The 21,249-nt window shown below is 41.0% G+C and carries 24 protein-coding genes; 19 read left to right on the top strand and 5 right to left on the bottom strand.

Annotation, left to right across the window (positions count from 1 at the left end):
- The first annotated feature begins 5 nt into the window (after nt 1-5).
- From ACFIJL_RS03780 to virB11, 19 genes are all read left to right on the top strand, one after another.
- Nucleotides 6-356 (top strand): TrbC/VirB2 family protein, encoded by a 351-nt coding sequence (locus ACFIJL_RS03780; RefSeq protein WP_375613238.1) that lies wholly within the window; start codon nt 6-8, stop codon nt 354-356.
- Between the two features lie 18 nt (nt 357-374).
- Nucleotides 375-701, top strand: a complete 327-nt coding sequence (locus tag ACFIJL_RS03775) for a type IV secretion system protein VirB3 (protein WP_273790924.1) — start codon at nt 375-377, stop codon at nt 699-701.
- On the top strand, nt 698-3,058 hold the full coding sequence (locus tag ACFIJL_RS03770) for a VirB4 family type IV secretion/conjugal transfer ATPase (RefSeq protein ID WP_375622665.1): 2,361 nt from the start codon (nt 698-700) through the stop codon (nt 3,056-3,058). The genes ACFIJL_RS03775 and ACFIJL_RS03770 overlap by 4 nt, the downstream gene beginning before the upstream one ends.
- Nucleotides 3,055-3,825, top strand: coding sequence for a type IV secretion system protein (locus ACFIJL_RS03765; protein ID WP_375622663.1), 771 nt, complete (start codon nt 3,055-3,057; stop codon nt 3,823-3,825). The genes ACFIJL_RS03770 and ACFIJL_RS03765 overlap by 4 nt, the downstream gene beginning before the upstream one ends.
- A gap of 24 nt (nt 3,826-3,849) precedes the next feature.
- Nucleotides 3,850-4,116, top strand: coding sequence for an EexN family lipoprotein (locus ACFIJL_RS03760; protein ID WP_375622661.1), 267 nt, complete (start codon nt 3,850-3,852; stop codon nt 4,114-4,116).
- A complete protein-coding gene (locus ACFIJL_RS03755) occupies nt 4,116-4,496 on the top strand; it encodes an EexN family lipoprotein (protein ID WP_375622659.1) in 381 nt (126 codons plus the stop codon). Before ACFIJL_RS03760 ends, ACFIJL_RS03755 begins: the two co-directional genes overlap by 1 nt.
- Complete coding sequence (locus ACFIJL_RS03750) at nt 4,496-4,858, top strand: EexN family lipoprotein (protein ID WP_375622657.1); 363 nt, start codon at nt 4,496-4,498, stop codon at nt 4,856-4,858. Before ACFIJL_RS03755 ends, ACFIJL_RS03750 begins: the two co-directional genes overlap by 1 nt.
- A gap of 26 nt (nt 4,859-4,884) precedes the next feature.
- Entirely contained in the window at nt 4,885-5,088 is a 204-nt protein-coding gene (locus ACFIJL_RS03745; protein ID WP_375622655.1) for a hypothetical protein, read from the top strand.
- 65 nt (nt 5,089-5,153) lie between these two features.
- Nucleotides 5,154-5,444 (top strand): EexN family lipoprotein, encoded by a 291-nt coding sequence (locus ACFIJL_RS03740; RefSeq protein ID WP_375622653.1) that lies wholly within the window; start codon nt 5,154-5,156, stop codon nt 5,442-5,444.
- 36 nt (nt 5,445-5,480) lie between these two features.
- The gene (locus ACFIJL_RS03735) at nt 5,481-5,672 is read left to right on the top strand and encodes a hypothetical protein (RefSeq protein ID WP_375622651.1); all 192 of its coding nucleotides are present in this window, start codon (nt 5,481-5,483) and stop codon (nt 5,670-5,672) included.
- Between the two features lie 65 nt (nt 5,673-5,737).
- Entirely contained in the window at nt 5,738-6,112 is a 375-nt protein-coding gene (locus tag ACFIJL_RS03730) for an EexN family lipoprotein (RefSeq protein ID WP_375622649.1), read from the top strand.
- A 26-nt stretch (nt 6,113-6,138) separates the two neighbouring features.
- The gene (locus ACFIJL_RS03725; protein ID WP_375622647.1) at nt 6,139-6,342 is read left to right on the top strand and encodes a hypothetical protein; all 204 of its coding nucleotides are present in this window, start codon (nt 6,139-6,141) and stop codon (nt 6,340-6,342) included.
- A 64-nt stretch (nt 6,343-6,406) separates the two neighbouring features.
- A complete protein-coding gene (locus ACFIJL_RS03720) occupies nt 6,407-6,811 on the top strand; it encodes an EexN family lipoprotein (protein WP_375622645.1) in 405 nt (134 codons plus the stop codon).
- A 26-nt stretch (nt 6,812-6,837) separates the two neighbouring features.
- Nucleotides 6,838-7,773 carry a type IV secretion system protein gene (locus ACFIJL_RS03715; RefSeq protein WP_375622643.1) on the top strand — a complete coding sequence of 312 codons (936 nt, stop codon included), beginning with the start codon at nt 6,838-6,840 and terminating at the stop codon, nt 7,771-7,773.
- A gap of 6 nt (nt 7,774-7,779) precedes the next feature.
- On the top strand, nt 7,780-8,067 hold the full coding sequence (locus ACFIJL_RS03710) for a type IV secretion protein VblB7 (RefSeq protein ID WP_375622641.1): 288 nt from the start codon (nt 7,780-7,782) through the stop codon (nt 8,065-8,067).
- Nucleotides 8,064-8,735, top strand: coding sequence for a virB8 family protein (locus tag ACFIJL_RS03705; protein WP_375622639.1), 672 nt, complete (start codon nt 8,064-8,066; stop codon nt 8,733-8,735). The genes ACFIJL_RS03710 and ACFIJL_RS03705 overlap by 4 nt, the downstream gene beginning before the upstream one ends.
- Before the next feature lie 2 nt (nt 8,736-8,737).
- Entirely contained in the window at nt 8,738-9,592 is an 855-nt protein-coding gene (virB9, locus tag ACFIJL_RS03700; protein WP_375622637.1) for a P-type conjugative transfer protein VirB9, read from the top strand.
- A gap of 27 nt (nt 9,593-9,619) precedes the next feature.
- Entirely contained in the window at nt 9,620-10,798 is a 1,179-nt protein-coding gene (gene virB10, locus ACFIJL_RS03695; RefSeq protein WP_375622635.1) for a type IV secretion system protein VirB10, read from the top strand.
- A 17-nt stretch (nt 10,799-10,815) separates the two neighbouring features.
- Nucleotides 10,816-11,868: a P-type DNA transfer ATPase VirB11 gene (gene virB11, locus ACFIJL_RS03690; RefSeq protein WP_375622633.1), complete on the top strand. Its 1,053-nt coding sequence runs from the start codon at nt 10,816-10,818 to the stop codon at nt 11,866-11,868.
- 870 nt (nt 11,869-12,738) lie between these two features.
- Here virB11 and ACFIJL_RS03685 read toward each other — a convergent pair.
- The 5 genes from ACFIJL_RS03685 to ACFIJL_RS03665 form a co-directional block, all read right to left on the bottom strand.
- A complete protein-coding gene (locus ACFIJL_RS03685; RefSeq protein WP_375622631.1) occupies nt 12,739-12,834 on the bottom strand; it encodes a hypothetical protein in 96 nt (31 codons plus the stop codon).
- Between the two features lie 789 nt (nt 12,835-13,623).
- Nucleotides 13,624-14,997, bottom strand: coding sequence for a phosphoglucosamine mutase (glmM, locus tag ACFIJL_RS03680; RefSeq protein WP_375622629.1), 1,374 nt, complete (start codon nt 14,995-14,997; stop codon nt 13,624-13,626).
- A 549-nt stretch (nt 14,998-15,546) separates the two neighbouring features.
- Entirely contained in the window at nt 15,547-17,709 is a 2,163-nt protein-coding gene (gene ftsH, locus ACFIJL_RS03675) for an ATP-dependent zinc metalloprotease FtsH (RefSeq protein WP_375622627.1), read from the bottom strand.
- 115 nt (nt 17,710-17,824) lie between these two features.
- Complete coding sequence (gene tilS / locus ACFIJL_RS03670) at nt 17,825-19,312, bottom strand: tRNA lysidine(34) synthetase TilS (protein ID WP_375622625.1); 1,488 nt, start codon at nt 19,310-19,312, stop codon at nt 17,825-17,827.
- 18 nt (nt 19,313-19,330) lie between these two features.
- Entirely contained in the window at nt 19,331-21,238 is a 1,908-nt protein-coding gene (locus ACFIJL_RS03665; RefSeq protein ID WP_375622623.1) for a tol-pal system protein, read from the bottom strand.
- Between the last annotated feature and the right edge of the window lie 11 nt (nt 21,239-21,249).

Below are 21,249 nucleotides of genomic sequence, written 5' to 3'. Positions count from 1 at the left end.
TTTTCATGAAAAACATGAATAATTCGTTCATTAATGAACATACCTTACAAAAAACTATTCTATCCAACACCCAAAAGAAATGGTTAACAGCAGCATTGATGCTGTTTATTGCCTTCATGGCACTGAGTGAACCAGCATTTGCTGATGGCGGCTTCGGAAAAATTGAAACTGCTCTTGATAAAATCATTGAAGCTTTAACAGGAAAAATTGCAACATCAATTGCAACCATTGCGGTTGCTGGTATTGGGCTTGCATGGATTGCTGGTTATGTTGAAATGCGTAAAGCTTTTTTCGTTTGTGTTGGCATCGGCATTGTTATGGGTGCAACGCAAATTGTATCAATGTTTTCCCATTAAACGTTGCCTTTCAAAGCCATGAAAGAGCACGACAAGCTAACAGAAGATACGTTATTTCTTGCTTGCACGCGCCCTGCAATGATTGCAGGCGTGACGGTGGAAGCTATGGGATTAAATGGGATAGGAACGATGATATTGTTCATTATGGCAGGCAATATTTTTCTTCTAACCTTTGGTGTGATGCTGCATTTCATATTCAAGGAAATCCTAAAGCATGACCATAACAAATTTCGTATTCTTCTGACATGGCAAAAAACAAGTATTTTTGCCAGAAATTCGAGTCTATGGGGTGGGGGAAGTATTTCTCCATTACGATTAATTCGTAATTATGAGGAATTACAATGAATAGAACAGAGCGCAAACGTGAAAAGCAGCCAGAGGCGATCATTCCTTATGTGCGCCATGTCAATAAACACATCATTGCGCTGGATTCACGCGCTCTCATGAGCGTTATTAAACTTGAAGGGATTAACTTTGAGACAGCGGATATTATTGATCTGAATGTGCTTCACGAACAGCTCAATAATCTGTTTAAAAACATAGCGGATGAACGGATAGCGCTTTATAGCCATATTATCAGAAAGCGTGAAACGATTTATCCGGATGGGACTTTCAGATCGGCATTTGCCAAGCAATTAGATGATAAATATCGCGACCGGATGATTTCACAGGAGCTTTATCGCAATGATCTTTATCTTTCTATTTTGTGGAATCCACACGTTGATCAAACGGATAAATTAGTGGAGTTTTTCAAACGTTTAGGCAAAGCCAAGCAAGAAAAGACAGAAGTTGATGCAGAGTCCATTCGCAAGCTTGAAGATATTACAACAGATCTTATTCAAAACTTAGAGCGTTATGGTGCAAAAAGATTGAGTCTTTATGAACATGAAGGCAATATTTATTCGCAGCAAAGTGAGTTTATCCACCAATTGGTGGGAGGTCGTCGTGAACGTATCCCTCTCACATGGGGGACGATAGCTTCGACTGTTTATTCAGACCGTCTCATTTTTGGGAAAGAGATCATAGAAATACGCACCGAGGCGGGACAGCGGTTTGCGGGCATGTTTGGTTGGAAAGAATATCCAGCAAAAACCAGGGTAGGCATGGCGGATGGTTTGCTCACCCTTCCCTTTGAGTTTATTTTCACCCAATCGTTTATTTTCAAGAGCAAAAATGCTGCCAAACAGATTATGGGGCGCAAACAGAATCAAATGGTCAATGCAGGAGATCGAGCAGGTTCACAAATTATGGAACTGGATGATGCGCTTGATGATCTTGAATCCAATCGTTTTGTTTTAGGGGAGCATCATTTATCATTGGCAGTTTTTGCTGATACGCCGCAAGAGTTAGCGGATAATCTTGCCAAAGCGCGTTCTCGTCTTACAGATGGTGGGGCTGTCATTGCGCGGGAAGACTTAGGGTTAGCGGCAGCTTGGTGGGCACAATTGCCTGGCAATTATGCTTATCGCACCCGCTCTGGTGCAATAACAAGCCGCAATTATGCAGCGCTTTCTCCTTTTCATTCTTTTCCGGTTGGAAAAATAGATGGCAATGTGTGGGGACCAGCGGTAGCCTTGATGAAGACCTCTGCTGGTTCACCGTTTTATTTTAACTTTCACTTTGGTGATTTAGGCAATACGTTTGTTTGTGGTCCCTCTGGTTCTGGGAAAACGGTTATTGTCAATTTTCTTTTAGCACAACTTCAAAAGCATGATCCCAATATGGTCTTTTTTGACAAAGATCGGGGTGCAGAACTTTTTGTCAGAGCGGGTGGCGGCACTTATATGCCCTTGAAGAATGGTAGACCGACAGGCATAGCACCGCTAAAAGGCTTAGACTATAACAATCCAGCAGATAGAGTTTTTTTACGCCAATGGATTATAAAGCTTGTTTCGTCTGAAGATCAAAAGATCAGTGAATCAGAAAGACAAGATATTTCTGCTGCTGTTGACCAACTTGCCTTATTACCAAAAGAACAACGGACAATATCGGCCTTACAAATGTTTTTTGACACCACGCACAGGGAGGGGATAGCGGGTCGTTTAGAAAGATGGTGTAAAGGCAATGCCTTAGGGTGGGTTTTTGACAATCCTGATGACGACATTGGCATTGATGCAAAATTTATTGGTTATGACATGACGGATTTTTTAGACAATAATGAAATTCGTCCCCCATTAATGATGTATCTTTTTCATAGGATTTTGTCTCTGATTGATGGGCGTCGTATTATCATTGTCATTGATGAGTTTTGGAAAGCCTTAGAGGATGATTCCTTTAAAGCCTTTGCGCAAGACAGGCTGAAAACTATCCGTAAACAAAATGGTTTGATGTTGTTTGCAACGCAATCTCCCAAAGATGCGATCAATTCGACCATTGCCCACACCATTATAGAGCAATGCCCAACACAAATTTATTTTCCCAATCAAAAGGGCAATCATGGGGATTATGTAGAAGGTTTTAAATTATCGGACAGAGAATTTAACCTGATACAATCAGAATTAAGCCGTGAGTCACGGCGTTTTCTCATCAAACAAGGACAAAGTTCAGTTGTAGCAGAGCTAAATTTACGCGGCTTTGATGATGAAATAGCCATTTTAAGTGGCACCACCAAGAATATTGAACTCCTAGAGACCATTATGGATGAAGTTGGACAATCTCCAGAAAAATGGCTTCCTATTTTTCAAGAAAGGTCAAAGCAATGAAAAAACTTTTATTGGCAACAGCTCTTTGCGCAATTTCTTTTGGACCTCAAGCAAATGCATTTGGAGGTGGTCCCTTTGATTATAAAATACTGCTGGAAAATATAGAGCAAGCCAAAAGATTGAGAGAACAAGTTGCAAAAGCAGAACAACAAATTCAACAAGGCAAACAACAGCTTGAGCAATTAAAGAGCCAACTCGATCAAGCGAAACAGTTATATAACTCCTTAAATGTCAAGCCTGACATTTCGGGATTGAAAGAGATGTTTAACAAGCAAGGGAGCAGTGGCGCCCTTCCTTCAGATTTCAACCACTTTCAACAATCAATGGGCAGTGGTGGCGGCGGTGGCGGTGGCGGCGGCAGCAAAAACACGCAAAAATGGCAAGAAGAACTTAAATACAAAGAGCCCGCGGGGGGCGCAGACTCAAAAGAGGCAGTAGATGCTTTTTACACACAGGAAGTGAAAAAAGCTGAACAGCGCGTAGTAGGACAAGCAGCAAAAGGACAAGACGTCTACGAAGAAGCCAGTGAAACACAAAAAAACATTACCAAGCTTCTTGACGAACTTGGAAGTACTGAAGATGCGGGTAAAATTCAAGGCATTCAAGCACAACTAGAAGCGATACAAGCAAAACTCCAAACACAAGTCCTTCAAATGCAAGCCGCCGCAATGATTCAACAAGCAGAAGAAAAAGCGGCAGAAAGACGTGAAATAGAAGAATTTAAAGCACGAACCAAAGCTTTAGCCCAAAAAATGCGTGGTCAATAAACGAGAAAAAAGAGGGGCTTGAATATGAACAAGATCATCATAACAACATTGCTACTTTGCACAGGGCTCATCACCACTGGATGTGAAAAAACCCACAGCGTAGAAGAACTTAAAAAAAATAAAAAACTGATGGAAGAAGTATTAGTGAAATGTTTGACGTCAGGGGATTTGAATTCGAAAAATTGTAAAAATGCAGAGCAAGCTGAATTTGAAAACCGTAAAAATTGGAAAGGCTTTGGCTCTACAAATGACGATAAACAAGAATCTGAAAAGAAACAGGACAATAAATAATGAATAAAGTTCTCATAACAACATTGCTACTTTGCACAGGGCTCATCACAGCTGGTTGTGAAAAAACCTATAGCGTCGCAGAATTTAAAAAAAATCCAAAATTATTTGATGAATGGGTCACGAGATGTGGAGGGATAGGAACTTCAAAAAATTGTGAAAACCTAAGAGTAGCAGGCGCTGAACTTGAGAAAGAACGTCAGGCAAAAGTTGAAGAAGAAAATCGCAAAATAGATGAAAAATTTAAAGCTGAACAAAAAGCTTGGATTGAAAAAATGAGAGCTGAGAATGAAAAATTCCGAGCCGAACAAGAAGCAAAGCGACGCGCTGAAGAAGAACAAGAAGCAAAAGAGCGCGCTAAACAACAACAGGACAATAAATAATGAATAAAGTTCTCATAACAACATTGCTACTTTGCACAGGGCTCATCACAGCTGGATGTGAAAAAACTCACAGTGTAGCAGAATTTAAAAAAGATGAAAAATTACGCCTAGAATGGGATGCGAAATGTGGATTCGCAGGAACTTCAAAAAATTGTGAAAACATGCGGTTAGCATTTTTAGAACTTCAGAAAGAGTATGAAGCAAAAGCAGCAGAAAGAAGTCGTAAAATTGACGAAGAAAATCGCAAATCAATGGAAAAATTGAAAGCTGAACAAGACGCTTGGATTGAAAAAATGAGAGCTAAACGAGAAGCAAGAGAACGCGCTAAAAGAGAAGCTGAACAACAACAAAATAACCATTAAGACACGATAAATAACGGAGCATCTAAATGGCAATAGTAACCAAAGGCGTATTTACTGACATAGATGATATGTTGATGAATCCCCTTACAGACGCAATGGGTAACGCCACTACACATCACTATTGCGCTTTAGCTGCTCAACTTAAAGAGCTTTGTACACTCTATAATATATTTATGGCAACATTATGTCTGTCATCTCAATTTATCATCACTGGTTATAAAAACCGATAACACAAGCAGAATTTAAAGATTGTGCTCAAAACTTGTAAAACTGAAAGGAAAAAGGGGAAATATCGATGAATAAAGTTCTCATAACAACATTGCTACTTGGCACTGGAATTATCGCTGCTGGATGTGAAAAAACCTATAGCGTCGCTGAATTTAAAAAAGATGAAAAATTACGCCTAGAGTGGGATGCTAAATGTGGATTTGCAGGAACTTCAAAAAATTGTGAAAACATGCGGTTAGCATTCTTAGAACTTGAGAAAGAACGTCAGGCAAAAGCTAAAGAAATATGGAACGCTACATTTGGGATAAAAGAGCGTGCTGAGGACGAACAAAAAGCGAAAGAACAAAATAATAATTAAATTATAAAAATACACAACGAATAGCGAAGTATCTAAATGGCAATAGTAACCAAAGGCGTATTTTCTTATATCGACAATATGTTAATGAATCCCATTACAAAAACAATGGATAACATCTATTGCGCTTTAGCTGCTCAACTTAAAGAGCTTTGTACACTCTATAATATATTTATGGCAACATTATGTCCGTGCCCTAGATTTATCATCACTGGTTATAAAAACCGATAACACAAGCATAATTTAAAGATTGTGCTCAAAACTTGTAAAACTGAAAGGAAAAAGGGGAAATATTGATGAATAAAGTTCTCATAACAACATTGCTACTTGGCACTGGAATTATCGCTGCTGGCTGTGAAAAAACCTATAGCGTCGCTGAATTTAAAAAAGATGAAAAATTACGCCTAGAGTGGGATGCGAAATGTGGATTTGCAGGAACTTCAAAAAATTGTGAAAACATGCGGTTAGCATTTTTAGAACTTCAGAAAGAATATGAAGCAAAAGCTGAAGAAAGAGAGCGTGAAGATGACGAACGTTATCGTAAAGCAATGGAAAAAGCTAAAGCTGAAATGAGAGCCAGAATTAAAAAAATGAGAGCTGAGAATGAAAAATTCCGAGCTGAACAAGAAGCAAAGCGACGCGCGGAAGAAGAACAACAAAATAACCATTAAAACATAATGAAGAGCGGAGCATCTAAATGGCAATAGTAACCAAAGGTGTATTTACTTGGATAGATAATACTGTAATGCATTCCCTTACAAAAATAATGGATAGCACCATTACACATCGCTATTGCGCTTTAGCTGCTCAACTTAAAGAGGTTTATGCACTTTATAATATATTTATGGCAACATTATGTCTGTGCCCTAGATTTATCATCACTGGTTATAAAAATCGATAACACAAGCAGAATTTAAAGATTGTGCTCAAACCTCAAAAACTGAAAGAAAGAAGGGGAAATATCTATGAATAAAGTTCTCATAACAACATTGCTACTTTGCACAGGGCTCATCACAGCTGGATGTGAAAAAACTTATAGCGTCGCTGAATTTAAAAAAGATAAAAATTTACGCTTCGAGTGGGATGCTAGATGTGGATTTGCAGGAACTTCAAAGAATTGTGAAAACATGCGGTTAGCATTTTTAGAACTTGAAAAAGAATATGAAGCAAAAGCTGAAGAAAGAGAGCGTCAAGCGGAAGAGAACGATCGCAAAAGATATGAAGAATTTATGGCGAAACAAAAAGCTGATCTTGAAAAAATGAGAGAAGAGAATCAAAAATTCCTTGCTGAACAAGAAGCGAAAGAGCGTGCTGAGGAAGAACAAGAAGCAAAAGAGCGCGCGGCAAAACAACAACAAAATAACCATTAAGACATAATGAAAAGCGGAGCATCTAAATGGCAGTAGAAAGCAAAGGCATATTCACTAAGATAGACAATATGTTGATGGAGCCCCTCACAGAGACAATGGGTAAAGTCATTAACAACCTCTCATCAAGCTTAGGTGCTCCGCTTAAGCTATCTTGTACAATCTACATTATATTTATGGGCTACAATATCATCTATGGGCGCTCTTCCATGCCCTTATGGGAATTTATAGTGACAACTTTCAAACTCGGCATCGTTGTTTCACTTGCCACAAAGGCTGCTCTTTATAATGAGTGGGTCAGTGGTATATTTTTCCATGATCTGCCAAATGCCATTGCAAATGTCACACAAGGAGCACATGTGGATCGAAATGTATGGGACAATATGATAAACAAAGCTGGAGCACAGGTTTTGGACGCAGCAAACCAGTACACAGGTCTGACTCAAATGGGGAAGTTTATTGCGACATGGATTGCTGGTTTTATCTGCCTAGTTGCTGCTATCTTATTTTGTCTAGTCGGTTTTGTTGTTTCATTATTTGCTAAATTGGGTTTGTTTCTTGTCATATCAATAGGACCACTCTTCATAAGCCTCTATATATTTTCCTCAACCAGAAAATTCACAGAAGCATGGTTAGGGCAAGTTGCAAACTTCATCATTTTATATGTGTTAGTCGTGCTGCTTGGTGGTTTATATGTCAAGATTTCAATGGACGTTTTTTCAGGAGGTATTAAAAATATCTTCACTACTTTAATTCAGTTCTTGGTTGTTGGTCTTGGTGGTATTCACCTTTTCCTCAGACTCCCTGATATCGCATCAGCTTTAGCCTCTGGGGGAGCCTCCCTTACAGGATCAGGACCAGTCGCTAAAACAACGGCTCAACTAACAGGTAAAGCTGCTAAAGCAACAGCCAACACGATAGCAAAGGGCGTTAAAAAATTAGCATCACTATTAAAAAAGGTCTAAGTTCAAATGCGGGAATTTAAAAAAATTGGGATTATCTTACCATTTCTCTTTCTCAGTGGCTGTATGTCTTCACCAAACACACTGAAGTCACTCCCAAAGTGTGATGGATATTCTAAACGTCCACTCAACAGATCAATGTGGAATTGGGAAGGAAAAAAACCCACGCCCACACCCATTATCATCAGTAACAACACCCCTTCACCCCTAAAAGAAGGCAAGCTGGAAATGCTTCTGGCACAAAAATTAACGGATGAAGAAATCAAATCTTACAAAAATTGCGGGCAAAAAGCATGAAAGAAAAAGATATAGAACAATACATTGCTGAAGCGCGCTCGTTCGATCAAGATCGCATGCTCGCCTCACGCCGCACCACGCGCGCCTCGCTTGCCATTGCCGGCATCGCCGTTGCGGTTGCAATAATGTCTTCTCTCGCGGTCATCACCCTCACACCCCTTAAAACCGTGGAACCTTTTGTCATCCGTGTGGACAATTCAACCGGCATCACTGAAGTTGTGGAAGCCTTAAAAGAAGGTCCCACCAATGTCGACGAAGCAATCACACGCTACTTTGCTGCAAAATATGTCCGCTCCCGTGAAGGCTTCACCACAGAAGAAACACAACACAACTTCCAAACCGTCTCCCTCCTCTCTTCTTCAGAAGAACAGGAAAGATTTGCCAGCTGGTATGGAGCAAGAAATCCCCAAAGTCCTCAAATTCTCTATAAACACGCCGCCGTTACAATAACAATAAAATCAATCTCCTTTATCAATGACGATGTCGCCCAAGTGCGTTACTACAAAACCATTCACGACAACGACAACAACAAAGAATTCATCACCCACTGGGTTGCAACACTTACCTTTGAATACATCAATGCCCCTATCTCTGTCCAAAACCGTTTGATAAATCCTCTAGGGTTTATTGTTAATGAATATAGAACCGATCCGGAAGTGGTCAACTGATCATGACAAAAAAAATTCTTTTTCTCATTCTTAACATCGCTATTACCCTCTCTCCTATACCGATAAGCCATGCCAGTATTTTTCCCACCCGCGCGCCAAGCGATAGCCGCATTCGCTTTATCAACTATGATGCCTATAATGTCACAAAAATTATTGGCTCCATACGCTCATCGGTACAAATAGAATTTTCTCCCAATGAAGAAATTGCCCATGTGGCAATTGGCAACAGCGTTGCATGGGAAGTCGCCCCCGCTGGCAATATTCTTTTCCTCAAAGCGCGGGAAGTCCAACCCATTACCAATCTCCAAGTCGTCACCACAAAGCTTGATGGCTCAAAGCGCTCCTATCAATTTGAACTGATGGTCAAAGATGGAGAAATTTCATCTGGACAAGAAACATATTTCCTTGTGAAATTTCGCTACCCACAAGAAGAAGCAGAACAAAGAAGACTCGCAGCCCTTATGCGACAAGAAAAACAACAAGCCCAGCGTATCGATAATGTCTTCAACGCTTCTGAAACCTACGGACCTCGCAATTGGGCTTACACCGCTCAAGGATCGAGCGTGCTCGAACCCTCCTCCGTTTATGACAATGGCAAAACCACAACATTTACATTTCCAGACAACCAAGAAATCCCTGCCATTTACATTGTCAGCAATGACGGTACAGAATCGCTGGTTCCCAAAACCACAAGAGGCAACATGGTGATTGTCCATGCCATTAGCGCACGCTTCACCCTAAGACAGGGAAAAAACGTCCTATGCGTCTTTAACGAAGCCTATCAACCAAAAGGCACCAATCCAAATACCGGAACAACCTCACCATCTGTTGAACGTAAAATTGCATCAGATCTTTAAATAAGCGGGAATTGAAGGGGACAACACATGAGTGATAAATCAATCATCGAAGATCGCGGATCTATTGGGGATGGCAAAAACAATAGCGCCAAAACCGCTGGCAAAAAAATAGTTGTCGCAATAGCCTGTATAGGAATCTGCGGCTATGTGCTCTGGAACATCTTATCCTCCCCCACAGAACAAAAAGACACCGCAAAAGCTCATAAAAAACAAGCACAAAACTTTCACAATTCCCTCGCTCCTTTAGAGCTCGCCCCCTCTGACCCGCGCGCCAACATAGCGCCAATAACCTTACCACCCCCACAACCACTCGCACAAGAACCCAAAAAAGATGACCCACTACTTGATGCCGCAAGACGTGCCCCTGTTTTAGCTTTTGCCAAAGGCTCTAAATCTCAATTAAAAGACATCGTCAACACGACTCTCAACCCCTTTGACAAATTCCATGCCCTTGAAAATCTCGCGAATGCGCAAAATTCTCCTGCCCTTCAAGACACACAAAATTTTGCAACCCTATTAAAGCCTACCAAAACAGAAGAAGCAAAAGCAAAAGCAAAACTCATCGGCAATAGAAACTTTATCATCGCCATGGGAACCTCTATTCCCTGTATCTTAGAAACCGCATTAAACAGTGAGCAACCAGGCTTTGCAAGCTGCATCATCAACCGTGATATCCTCTCTGACAATGGGCGCGTTGTTTTGCTTGATAAAGGAACCCAAGTGATTGGCGAATACCGCGGAGGAATAAAACAAGGTCAATCTCGCCTCTTTGTACTCTGGACAAGAGCAAAAACCCCAACCGGTGTCATCATCGACCTTGCCTCACCCGCAACCGACAGTTTAGGCAGAGCCGGTTTTGATGGCAACATCAACACCCATTGGTGGGAACGCTTTGGCTCTTCCCTTTTACTCACCGTTATTGATGGTGCCACAACAGTTTTAACAAATAAAATAGTAGGCAATTCCAATAAAGAAGGTTCAAACAACTCTGGAGGCGGCGGTTTTGAAGGCGCAAACAACACTGGAAAAGAGGCCGCCAGTATTGCTCTTGAAAATCAAATCAACATCCCTCCTACCTTAGAAAAATTTCAAGGCGAACTGGTCAACATCTTTGTAGCAAAAGATCTCGATTTTTCCTCTGTCTATAAACTAGTCGTAAAGAGCAAAAGAAACCGCTCTACTCCCAGCTATTCCTTTTTTCATTAAGCCAATAAAGTCACATTATGCCATCAGCAAAAAATGCAGAACGCGCCTCCATCGTTTTAACAAAATTAAAGATCTTAGATGACTTCCTCAATGATGACAATTTATTTGAAATTGTTATCAATCGCCCTGGCGAAGTAATCGTTGAGGGTCCCAATGGTTGGCAAACCCACATCTTAAAAGAGCTAACCTACAGCGAACTAGAAGGGATTGCAAAAGTTGTTGCTGCCTACACAACACAAAAAATCAGTGTAGAAAACCCCGTTCTCTCCGCAACACTGCCAAACAACGAACGCATACAAATTGTTATGCCTCCAGCAGTTGCAGCCAATACCATTAGCATGACCATTCGTAAACCTTCATCACGCACTTTTTCTCTTGAAAGTTTACATGAAAACAATCTTTTTTCTGTTGCCCAAAACACCAGTTTCACACCCACGCAACAAATGACAGAACGATTATCCGAACTCTCTGACACAGACAAAGAGCTAACAGATCTCTTTATCGCCAAAGATTTTTGCACCTTTTTAGAAAGAGCCGTTATTACACAACAAAATATCTTAATATCGGGCAAAACCGGTTCAGGGAAAACAACCCTCTCCAAAGCTTTGATTGCAAAAATCCCTGACTATGAACGAATTCTCACCATTGAAGACACGCCAGAACTTGTCGTTCCGCACGCCAACAAAGTGCAGCTCTTTTATTCAAAAGATAATCAAGGCTTAGCAAAAGCAGGCGCAAAAGAACTGCTTGAATCAGGATTACGCATGCGCCCCGACAGAATCCTTCTACAAGAGCTGCGTGATGGTACAGCCTTTTACTATATCCGTAATGTCAATTCTGGTCACCCCGGCTCCATTACCACCGTCCACGCCTCAACAGCACTTGCAGCCTTTGAACAAATGACCCTTTTAGTCAAAGAAAGTGACGGTGGTGGTAATTTAGCACGCGATGATATCCGCGGCTTATTAATCTCGATGATAGATGTCATCATCCAATGCAAACGCCTTGAAGGCAAATTTCGTGTAACAGAAATCTATTACGACCCTTTCAAACGCCGTGATGCTTTTTAAAAAAACGCCACCCTCACACCCTTTTTTATAAGCAAAAACTATACCAATAGAGCTTTCTTAAAAACACGATTATAAGCCGCGGATATCATCGCGTGCTAAATTACCACCATAGCTTCAAGTTCAGTGCCAATAATCGAAAATAAAAAGCAAAGAGAAGTAAAAATATCATCCCCATTCCCAATCACGCATGCGCCCCACAGGAAAACCAAAACGTGCCGAAAATGATATCTATAACCCTATATTTTTCTGATTTTTTTGACATCAACATTTGCAGGAATATAAATACCAAATTTAGTATCCGCTTCACCTTTAGCTTCAGACAAGAGCTTCACGAGCACCTTGTAATATACAAGATCCTGCTTTATGTGCCTTATCCATTATTATTCTTTTCGATATTCATCAAGGCGCAGTATAAAATTTTCTTCAACGCATTCCTCTCTGATTTTATCAAATTACCTCAAGATGATTGACTGTAAATATCTTCGATCAACACCGGAATATTTTAACCACCAAAAAAGGGTATAACCTTATATCCCCCACTTTTACTCTTATGCTTTAAAACCTAACTTTCCTTGGCTTTCTCTCAACCCTTGCATAAGACCACCAGCATCTGAATGAGTAGCAATAAAAGAAACAATATCAAATAATTATTCAGGCGATATGGCTTCTTCTTTCACAGAAATTCAATAAGCTGCCATTTCAATCACGGTTTGCATACATCATTCAATATACGGAAACACCCATAACAATAACGATAACGATGTAAATTAAAAGCTCATTTGAAGTAAATGATCAGAAATATCAAATATCCAAATGACAAAACAAATCTTACTTATCTTCAGCTATATCTCTTAACCCTTGTCACTTTTCTCAACAGTTTGTTTCCGCATAAGGAATATACATATCAAATAGCAATTCTCTTTCATAAACAACTTTAGTTAAAGCAATCCGGATGAAATCAGACACCGGAAGTCCTAAACTTGCTAATATTTCATGGGCTTCTTTTTTAATGTCTATCTATGCGAGCTCGCACAACATCTTTTGTCACACCCATATTAAACCTCTTTTGATTAGCTCTCTTTTGTCATATGGCTTAATCGAGTTATGAAAATAAGATTTTATTCCTTGTCTTACCCGCGTCACATCTTTTAACCTTGTACGCTCATACACATGATTTGCTCTTGTACATGTCTCTGTTGCAAAAACTTCACCGCCGTTTGAAACTCTTTTACGCAATCTTTATCATGAGACTGTTCTTTAGGAGATGCTTTTGATAAATCAAAAATCCATATTTATGAAGTGCATCCCAAAACAACATTAAAGACAAAACCACGAAACGACATCGCTTTCACCAATATAAATCGCCGAACCCTTTTTTACGTAATTCTTAATCCTTCCTTATATGAAAGGTATAAAGGATAAACTTCGGCCATCACACACCCCCCTTCACCAACGGCTGTTTTTCTTGAATAACCATTTCGACTGCCTGCTCTCACCAGCTCTTTCTCCTGTACAACTCAAGAATTTTCACCTCTCTCTCAAGATCTCCCCTTCTCTAGAACACACCAATCCCCAAGCTTTAGCCTTCTCTTTTTCCCCTCAACCACCATAGGAACCCTCCCCTTTATTTCAAAAGGTCACCCGCTTGAGATCTACCAAATTCTAGAAACATTCCCTTTATTGCAACAAATAATTCCCGCAGCAAACATCTTTTATTTCTCAAAAGATTAGCTGATTGCTTGCCCCTTACAGCATTCAAGATTCCTCAAGCGCATCCCCCGCGCGTACATCATGATGCATAATAACATCCTTCAACTCTGTCACGACAGCATCCAACACTTCTCGTGCATCGCCTTCAGCCATAAGACGGATAACCGGCTCAGTCCCAGAAGCACGAATGACGAGGCGTGCCTCTTTTCCCAATCGCTTCTCTGCTTGATCAATAGCCGTTTTGACGGAATTTTTTGTCAAAACATTTTTATTTTTAACCGTTACATTTTTTAAAATTTGCGGTACAGGCTCAAACCGTTTACACAATTGGCTCATAGGGCTTTGGCTTTCCTTCATACAGGCTAAAATCTGCAAGGCAGCCACCAAGCCATCACCCGTTGTACCAAAATCACTAAGCACGATATGGCCAGAAGCCTCACCACCAACATTATATCCCTTTTGGCGCATGGCATCGACAACATAACGATCTCCAACTTTTGTCCTTACAAGGTGCAACCCTTTGCCGTTCAAGAAACGCTCCAGCCCAAGATTTGACATAATTGTTGTGACAACACCATTGCACCGTAACCGTCCCATTTTATGCCAATTTTCAGCAATCACAGCAATTAATTGATCTCCATCAACTGTTTGTGCTTTTTCATCAACAATGAGAACCCGATCTCCATCTCCATCAAGCGCAATCCCCACATCAGCACGCACTTCATGCACTTTTCGTTTTAAAGAGCTTAAATCGGTTGACCCACATTTTTGATTAATATTGGTCCCATTGGGTTCATCATGAATAGCAAAAACCTCAGCCCCCAATTCCCATAAAGCACGGGGAGCCGCTTTATAAGCCGCCCCATTGGCACAATCCACAACAATACGCAAAGCATCCAAGCGAACATCACGCGGCAAAGTTCGTTTGGCATATTCAATATAACGATAAATATCCCCCTCAACCCGTTTTGCATAACCAATTTCGGCAGAACTTGCTAAAGATTTTGAAAGATCTGTATCGATTAATTGTTCAATTTTCGCTTCCATATCATCTGAAAGCTTAAAACCATCAGGACCAAAAAGTTTAATTCCATTATCATAGAACGGATTATGAGAAGCAGAAATCATCACCCCAAGATCCGCTCGCAAAGAGCGGCAAAGCATTGCAACAGCAGGGGTTGGCACTGGACCCAATAAAAAAGCTTCCATCCCCGCAGCAGTCAATCCTGAAACCAAAGCGTTTTCCAACATATAGCCCGATAATCGTGTATCCTTTCCAATCACCACACGACGTGATTGATGTTGTGAGCGGAATAAAACCCCTACCGCCATCCCTACTTTCATGGCAAAATCGGGTGTCATTGGAAATGAATTGGCCCTCCCCCGAATTCCATCTGTACCAAAATATTTTTGCACCATGCATCTTTCCTTTAATATCTACTTTTTCCCTTGGCTTTTTTAACTCCCTAACAGCCCCCTTGGTACAATAGTCCCCCCGCTCTCCGTATAAAATCAGATCATTGATTAAACCTTCATGCATTTAGACAATCAAGCCCCCTATTCACCATCTACACATCTAAATCACTCTCAAGCAATTATGTTTACACCCTCACACATAAAAGCAATATTATCTCCTCAAAATGCTCTACACATCCCTTTAACACAACCAACGGATAATCTCACACACTTGCTAAATCCGTAAAGAAACCCAGCACCAAACCTCATACCCTACCACATCAGGCAAGGAAATCTATCGCCTAACCTCACAACTCCTACCACATTAGAAAAGCAACAATCCACCTCGCCTTGTAGCATGCTAAAGCCGTCATCATACAACGGTTTTGTTTAATTTTTTGCTTCCATATTTTTGCAAATATTACAAGAAAGGCGCAAACAAAACTTGCGCCTTTCTCAAAAAATTTAGCAGTTTTCCTAAAACATCGTCACTCAAGCGATACTAAACAGTTCTTATTTTTCTTTATCATCTCCCGCAGTATTGGACTTCTTTTCAGCATTACTTTTAGAGCGATTGACTGATTTTGTAGTAGCTTTTGTGCTTTGCGCTTTTTTCTCAGTCTCATCCGATTGCACTTCTTTAGACTGAGTCTCCTTAGGCTCAACATTACCGGATTTTGCTGTTTTTTTCCCAACAGTTGCCTCTGCTTTGTCTGCCTCGCCTTTATCGGTCTCTACTTTATGAAGCACTGTTTTAGAGACTGCTTCAGCATTTTGTTCATCAATCACTGTTGTCTCTGCTCTGAGCGTTCCAGTTTTTGGAACAGAGGACCCCCGTGGCGCAGCACCCTCATCTTTCTGTGTGCGTGAAGGAGGCTTTCCTGCAATAACTTCGTTAATTTCAGCTCCCGTTAAAGTCTCATATTCCAACAAACCTTGTGCCAAAGCAAACCATTCTTTTCTTTTTGTTTTCAAAATGTTTGTCGCATTTTTATAGGCATCATCAATAAGCTTACGCACTTCCATATCAATCATGCGCGCTGTTTCTTCAGAGACATTTTGTGTTCGCGCAACAGAATGACCTAAAAAGACTTCATCTTGGTTATCCCCATAAGCAACATTTCCAAGCAGATCAGAAAATCCCCATCGTGTAATCATTGCGCGCGCTAATTTGGTTGCTTGTTCAATATCAGAAGAAGCACCAGATGTGATATTTTCCTTTCCAAATTTCAATTCTTCAGCCACGCGTCCACCCATCATAATGGCCAGACGAGAAATCATCCAACGATAACTCATGGAATAGCGATCACCTTCAGGCAATTGCATCACCATTCCCAACGCCCTTCCTCTTGGGACGATTGTTGCTTTGTGAACAGGATCAGCAACTGGCACATTAAGAGCCACAATAGCATGTCCTGCTTCGTGATAAGCAGTGAGCTCTTTTTCTTCTTGTGTCATAGCGGTTGAACGACGTTCAGCGCCCATCATCACCTTATCTTTGGCATCTTCAAATTCTTGCATGGTGACGACTCTTTTATTACGGCTCGCAGCCATAAGAGCAGCTTCATTGACCAGATTCATCAGATCTGCACCAGAAAATCCTGGTGTTCCTCTTGCCAAAATTTTCAGATCAACGTTGGGGGCTAAAGGCACATTGCGCACATGCACTTTCAAGATTTGTTCACGCCCAGAAACATCAGGGTTCGGCACAACAACTTGCCGGTCAAAACGCCCTGGTCTCAATAAAGCAGGATCAAGCACATCGGGACGGTTTGTTGCAGCAATAAGAATAATACTTTCATTAGGCTCAAATCCATCCATTTCGACAAGCAACTGATTTAAGGTTTGCTCACGTTCATCGTTTCCACCGCCTAGTCCAGCACCCCGATGGCGTCCAACAGCATCGATTTCATCAATAAAGATAATACAAGGCGCATTCTTTTTAGCCTGTTCGAACATATCACGCACACGGCTTGCCCCAACACCTACAAACATTTCCACAAAATCAGAGCCTGAAATGGTAAAGAATGGCACATTGGCTTCACCGGCCACAGAGCGTGCCAACAAAGTTTTACCGGTTCCTGGAGGACCAACAAGCAAAACACCACGTGGAATACGCCCTCCTAAACGTTGAAATTTTTGTGGTTCGCGTAAAAATTCAACAATTTCTTGAAGATCTTGCTTTGCTTCTTCAACACCAGCAACATCTTTAAAAGTAACACGTCCTTGCGCTTCATTAAGCAATCTTGCTTTTGACTTCCCAAATCCCATTGCACCACGCGATCCATTTTGCATTTGCCGCATAAAAAAGACCCACGCCCCCACGATAATAATAACAGGCAACAAGGAAAAGAGGAGATTGAGGAAAATACTATTTCCAGAGCTTTCAGGAATAGCTTTAACATTGACGTTTTTGCTTTCCAATTTTTGTATCAAACCTGGATCTCGTGGAGCATAGGTTGAAATAGTTCTATGTTCAATGGTTTGTCCTGTTAATTTTTGACCCTGAATGGTCACAGATTTCAACTCATTATTCTCAACTTTTTGCAAAAATTCAGAATAGGAGACTTCTCCACCACCAGAACGTTGACTATCTCCATTAAAGAAAGAAAACGACACAATCAAAATCAAAGCAATAACTCCCCAAATGAGGAGAGAGCGGTAATTGGAATTCATATTCAGCCCACTTAATCAAATCTAGATTTCAAACAGTTCCCCTTAACATATAACCTTGTCAGCCCCTTGCCAAGAGATGAGAAGCTGTTTATTTTCTTTTAGAGTAATTTTCCCTTTATCTTTTCACCTCAATATTAAAAAAAGGTTCCACAACATTCACCAGCGCAGCATCTTCGCGAGAGGAAAGCCAATCGAAAGGCGCCATAATCCGCTTGATGATAACATTTTTATAAACAACCGCTTGAGAAATCAACTCTGGAATATCATACCCTTTATCGTTTGAGATCATCAGCAGCGATTGTAAAGAGGGAAAATGAGGCTTTTCAAGCTCAAAGTCGCTATTTTTTAATAAAAATTTCAGCTGTTCTAAATTTGCTGCTCCAACCTTTATAGCCTCAGATCCATGATTTGTAATCTGATAGCGCCCATCCCATATAAAAGTTTTGTCAGGCTCAACGATAGCCTCTTTCATATTTCGCCCTTCGCGCCACAAAGCAATTCCATTTTTGTTATATTCAATAACAGAGCCCGCATAAGTAAAACGCTGCTTTTCTGAAGAATGGAGACAGAGTTTTTGAACAAGCATGCTTAATTTTTGATTGGGGAGCAAATAAAATCCCCCTCCCATCAGCACCGCAAAGAGCCCCACCACGAAAGGAAAACTGGAATGTTTCTGTAAAAATAGCGCAGGCTTTGCTATGAAACAACGCCCATGTTGGACTGTAATATCCAGCGCTAAGATCAAATCAGCAATATTTTTGGCTTGTTGACGACGCTGCAATGCGGCTTCATTTATTTTTTGAGCAATATAAGCCAATTTTTGCGGAGAAAGAGATTGACGCACGCGCACACGTTCAAAATTGCGATCTTCATTGGTTGGATCATCAATCCATGTTTGTCCTTGTAAGCGTAAATAATTCCGTAATGTTTGGCGTTTTACACCAAGGAGTGGCCGAATCAACCGCACTTTTCTATGCAACAACGCCTCACGCGGAATACAGGATAAACCGCGCTCATAGAGGGGACCATAGTTTTTTTCGGCAATATTTTTTCTCGTTTCTCTAGCATAAACCTCATCACGCATACCATCGGCTTCAGCGCACAACGCACCAGCAAAACCACTGGTATAAAGCTCATCACGCATGGCAACAGCTTCACTATACAAAGCACCTCTATTCTTTTGGAGACGTTGATACCGCATTTGATAGGTTTCAACCTGATCATTGAGTGTATGCCCCGTCATAATAAGTGATGCACCTTGTTTTTGTGCTTCTTTAACCAAGAGATCATAGCGTGCAACACGAGCACTGGAAGCAATATGCGTCTTTGGCTTTTCGCCTTCCCACCGTACAATGATATGTTTAATGTGATGGGCACGACAAATTTCCGCAACAATTTCTGCTTCACGCATCGATTCTTTACGCAATTGATGATCAACCGTGACAACAATCATTTCCGGAGGAAATGCGAGAGTCTCCAAATGTTCTTTGACCAAAAACATCAAAGCCAAAGAATCACTTCCCCCTGAGACGGCAAGAATCAACTTCTGACATTGAATAAAATCCGATGTTTTAAAGAGATTTCTTGCCAGTCTAACGCACACCGAAAACGACCTCGCTGTTTATTTTGCAGGTTTACAAAAAACAGATGCTAATGTTTGTTGACGTTTTGATTTTTTCACAAAATGAGCACAATCGTCTTTATTTGGCTCAAGAGCGACCATACTTCTTGCTAATTTTAGCAAAATCTCGGAGGTATAGAGCTTCTTTTCATCTGCATACCATGCCCTAAGATAAACTTGTGCTGCTTCATGATAGCGCTTTTGTCCCAATAAAGATTCTGCCAACCAAAACAAAGCATCATCACTTAAAGGATCTTTTTTGTAACGGTTTTGAAAAGTGCAAAAGGTTTTTTCAGCTTCAACATAGTTGGCAGAACGAATAAAATCATAACCCTCTTTATACAAAGTTTTGGAAGAAGAAAGAGTACCATCTATACTCTGTTGTGCTTCAATTGGAGCACTTACATCATGCGCTTTGTTAAAAGGTTGACTGTTTTCATGGTCATGGCTCTCCACCTTAGCTTCCACAGCAGCAACCTTTGTCTGATCACCTGTACTATGGTCCTGCTCCATCTCTTCTTTTACAGTCTGAACTTGTTCATCCACAGCGGCATTTTCAAAGGGACAAGAATAAACAGAAGAGTCTTGTTTATCAAAAAGCCGATGAAACTGCTTGTTAACATTTTTCAAATTATTATGTTCAAGCACTGCTCGTATCTCATGCAAAAGCTTATCTAAATCATAATCTTTAAATAAAGCCTGTTGATTCTCTAAAATAATCCCTTGGTGCTCCATAACATCCGAAGCTTTTTCCGCCGCATCAGATGCCTCATCAGTAGCATCAGGTGCCTCCTTCACAGCATCGACAGCCTTATTAACAGCATCAGTGGCTTTTTCCAACACATCAGATGCTGCTTTATCAGCTGCTTCCGGTGCTTTCTTTACAGCATCAGACGCCTTATCAACAGCGTCAGTGGCTTTTTCCAACACATCAGATGCTGCTTTATCAGCTGCTTCAGGTGCCTTCTTTACAGCATCAGACGCCTTATTAACAGCGTCAGTGGCTTTTTCCAACACATCAGATGCTGCTTTATCAGCTGCTTCAGGTGCTTTCTTTACAGCATCAATAGCCTTATCAACAGCGTCAGTGGCTTTTTCCAACACATCAGATGCTGCTTTATCGGCTGCTTCAGGGGCTTTCTTTACAGCATCAGTTGCCTTATCAACTGCGTCAGTGGCTTTTTCCAACACATCAGATGCTGCTTTATCGGCTGCTTCAGGCGCTTCTTTCACAGCATCGACAGCCTTATCAACAGCGTCAGTGGCTTTTTCCAACACATCAGATGCTGCTTTATCAGCTGCTTCAGGGGCTTTCTTTACAGCATCAACAGCCTTATCAACTGCGTCAGTGGCTTTTTCCAACACATCAGATGCTGCTTTATCAGCTGCTTCAGGGGCTTTCTTTACAGCATCAGTTGCCTTATCAACTGCGTCAGTAGCTTTTTCCAACACATCAGATGCTGCTTTATCAGCTGCTTCAGGGGCTTCTTTCACAGCATCAACAGCCTTATCAACAGCGTCAGTGGCTTTTTCCAACACATCAGATGCTGCTTTATCAGCTGCTTCAGGGGCTTCTTTCACAGCATCAGACGCCTTATCAACTGCGTCAGTAGCTTTTTCCGCCGCATCAGATGCTGCTTTATCAGCGGCTTCAGGTGCTTTCTTTACATCATCAGTTGCCTTATCAACAGCGTCAGTGGCTTTTTCCGCCGCATCAGATGCTGCTTTATCAGCGGCTTCAGGTGCTTTCTTTACATCATCAGTTGCCTTATCAACTGCATCAACTTTATCCGTATCATGTGCAGGATATTCGGAAGCCTTTCGTGCCGCACTTTGAACAAGTGAAGTAGAACAAGCTATGAAAACCCCCATATAAAAGAGTGTTTTCCAATTGATTTTACGATACATTCTTTTTTCCC

Source organism: Bartonella sp. TT119HLJHH, assembly GCF_042193385.1.
Classification (GTDB): domain Bacteria; phylum Pseudomonadota; class Alphaproteobacteria; order Rhizobiales; family Rhizobiaceae; genus Bartonella.
The sequence above is the reverse complement of the archived record's forward strand: the minus strand, read 5'-3'. Positions and strand labels throughout refer to the sequence as shown.

What these genes read in the sequence shown, in the direction of transcription:
- ACFIJL_RS03780 (WP_375613238.1), top strand. Translation starts at nt 6, where the DNA reads ATGAAAAACATGAATAATTCGTTCATTAATGAACATACCTTACAAAAA.
- ACFIJL_RS03775 (WP_273790924.1), top strand. Translation starts at nt 375, where the DNA reads ATGAAAGAGCACGACAAGCTAACAGAAGATACGTTATTTCTTGCTTGC.
- ACFIJL_RS03770 (WP_375622665.1), top strand. Translation starts at nt 698, where the DNA reads ATGAATAGAACAGAGCGCAAACGTGAAAAGCAGCCAGAGGCGATCATT.
- ACFIJL_RS03765 (WP_375622663.1), top strand. Translation starts at nt 3,055, where the DNA reads ATGAAAAAACTTTTATTGGCAACAGCTCTTTGCGCAATTTCTTTTGGA.
- ACFIJL_RS03760 (WP_375622661.1), top strand. Translation starts at nt 3,850, where the DNA reads ATGAACAAGATCATCATAACAACATTGCTACTTTGCACAGGGCTCATC.
- ACFIJL_RS03755 (WP_375622659.1), top strand. Translation starts at nt 4,116, where the DNA reads ATGAATAAAGTTCTCATAACAACATTGCTACTTTGCACAGGGCTCATC.
- ACFIJL_RS03750 (WP_375622657.1), top strand. Translation starts at nt 4,496, where the DNA reads ATGAATAAAGTTCTCATAACAACATTGCTACTTTGCACAGGGCTCATC.
- ACFIJL_RS03745 (WP_375622655.1), top strand. Translation starts at nt 4,885, where the DNA reads ATGGCAATAGTAACCAAAGGCGTATTTACTGACATAGATGATATGTTG.
- ACFIJL_RS03740 (WP_375622653.1), top strand. Translation starts at nt 5,154, where the DNA reads ATGAATAAAGTTCTCATAACAACATTGCTACTTGGCACTGGAATTATC.
- ACFIJL_RS03735 (WP_375622651.1), top strand. Translation starts at nt 5,481, where the DNA reads ATGGCAATAGTAACCAAAGGCGTATTTTCTTATATCGACAATATGTTA.
- ACFIJL_RS03730 (WP_375622649.1), top strand. Translation starts at nt 5,738, where the DNA reads ATGAATAAAGTTCTCATAACAACATTGCTACTTGGCACTGGAATTATC.
- ACFIJL_RS03725 (WP_375622647.1), top strand. Translation starts at nt 6,139, where the DNA reads ATGGCAATAGTAACCAAAGGTGTATTTACTTGGATAGATAATACTGTA.
- ACFIJL_RS03720 (WP_375622645.1), top strand. Translation starts at nt 6,407, where the DNA reads ATGAATAAAGTTCTCATAACAACATTGCTACTTTGCACAGGGCTCATC.
- ACFIJL_RS03715 (WP_375622643.1), top strand. Translation starts at nt 6,838, where the DNA reads ATGGCAGTAGAAAGCAAAGGCATATTCACTAAGATAGACAATATGTTG.
- ACFIJL_RS03710 (WP_375622641.1), top strand. Translation starts at nt 7,780, where the DNA reads ATGCGGGAATTTAAAAAAATTGGGATTATCTTACCATTTCTCTTTCTC.
- ACFIJL_RS03705 (WP_375622639.1), top strand. Translation starts at nt 8,064, where the DNA reads ATGAAAGAAAAAGATATAGAACAATACATTGCTGAAGCGCGCTCGTTC.
- virB9 (WP_375622637.1), top strand. Translation starts at nt 8,738, where the DNA reads ATGACAAAAAAAATTCTTTTTCTCATTCTTAACATCGCTATTACCCTC.
- virB10 (WP_375622635.1), top strand. Translation starts at nt 9,620, where the DNA reads ATGAGTGATAAATCAATCATCGAAGATCGCGGATCTATTGGGGATGGC.
- virB11 (WP_375622633.1), top strand. Translation starts at nt 10,816, where the DNA reads ATGCCATCAGCAAAAAATGCAGAACGCGCCTCCATCGTTTTAACAAAA.
- glmM (WP_375622629.1), bottom strand. Translation starts at nt 14,997, where the DNA reads ATGGTGCAAAAATATTTTGGTACAGATGGAATTCGGGGGAGGGCCAAT.
- ftsH (WP_375622627.1), bottom strand. Translation starts at nt 17,709, where the DNA reads ATGAATTCCAATTACCGCTCTCTCCTCATTTGGGGAGTTATTGCTTTG.
- ACFIJL_RS03665 (WP_375622623.1), bottom strand. Translation starts at nt 21,238, where the DNA reads ATGTATCGTAAAATCAATTGGAAAACACTCTTTTATATGGGGGTTTTC.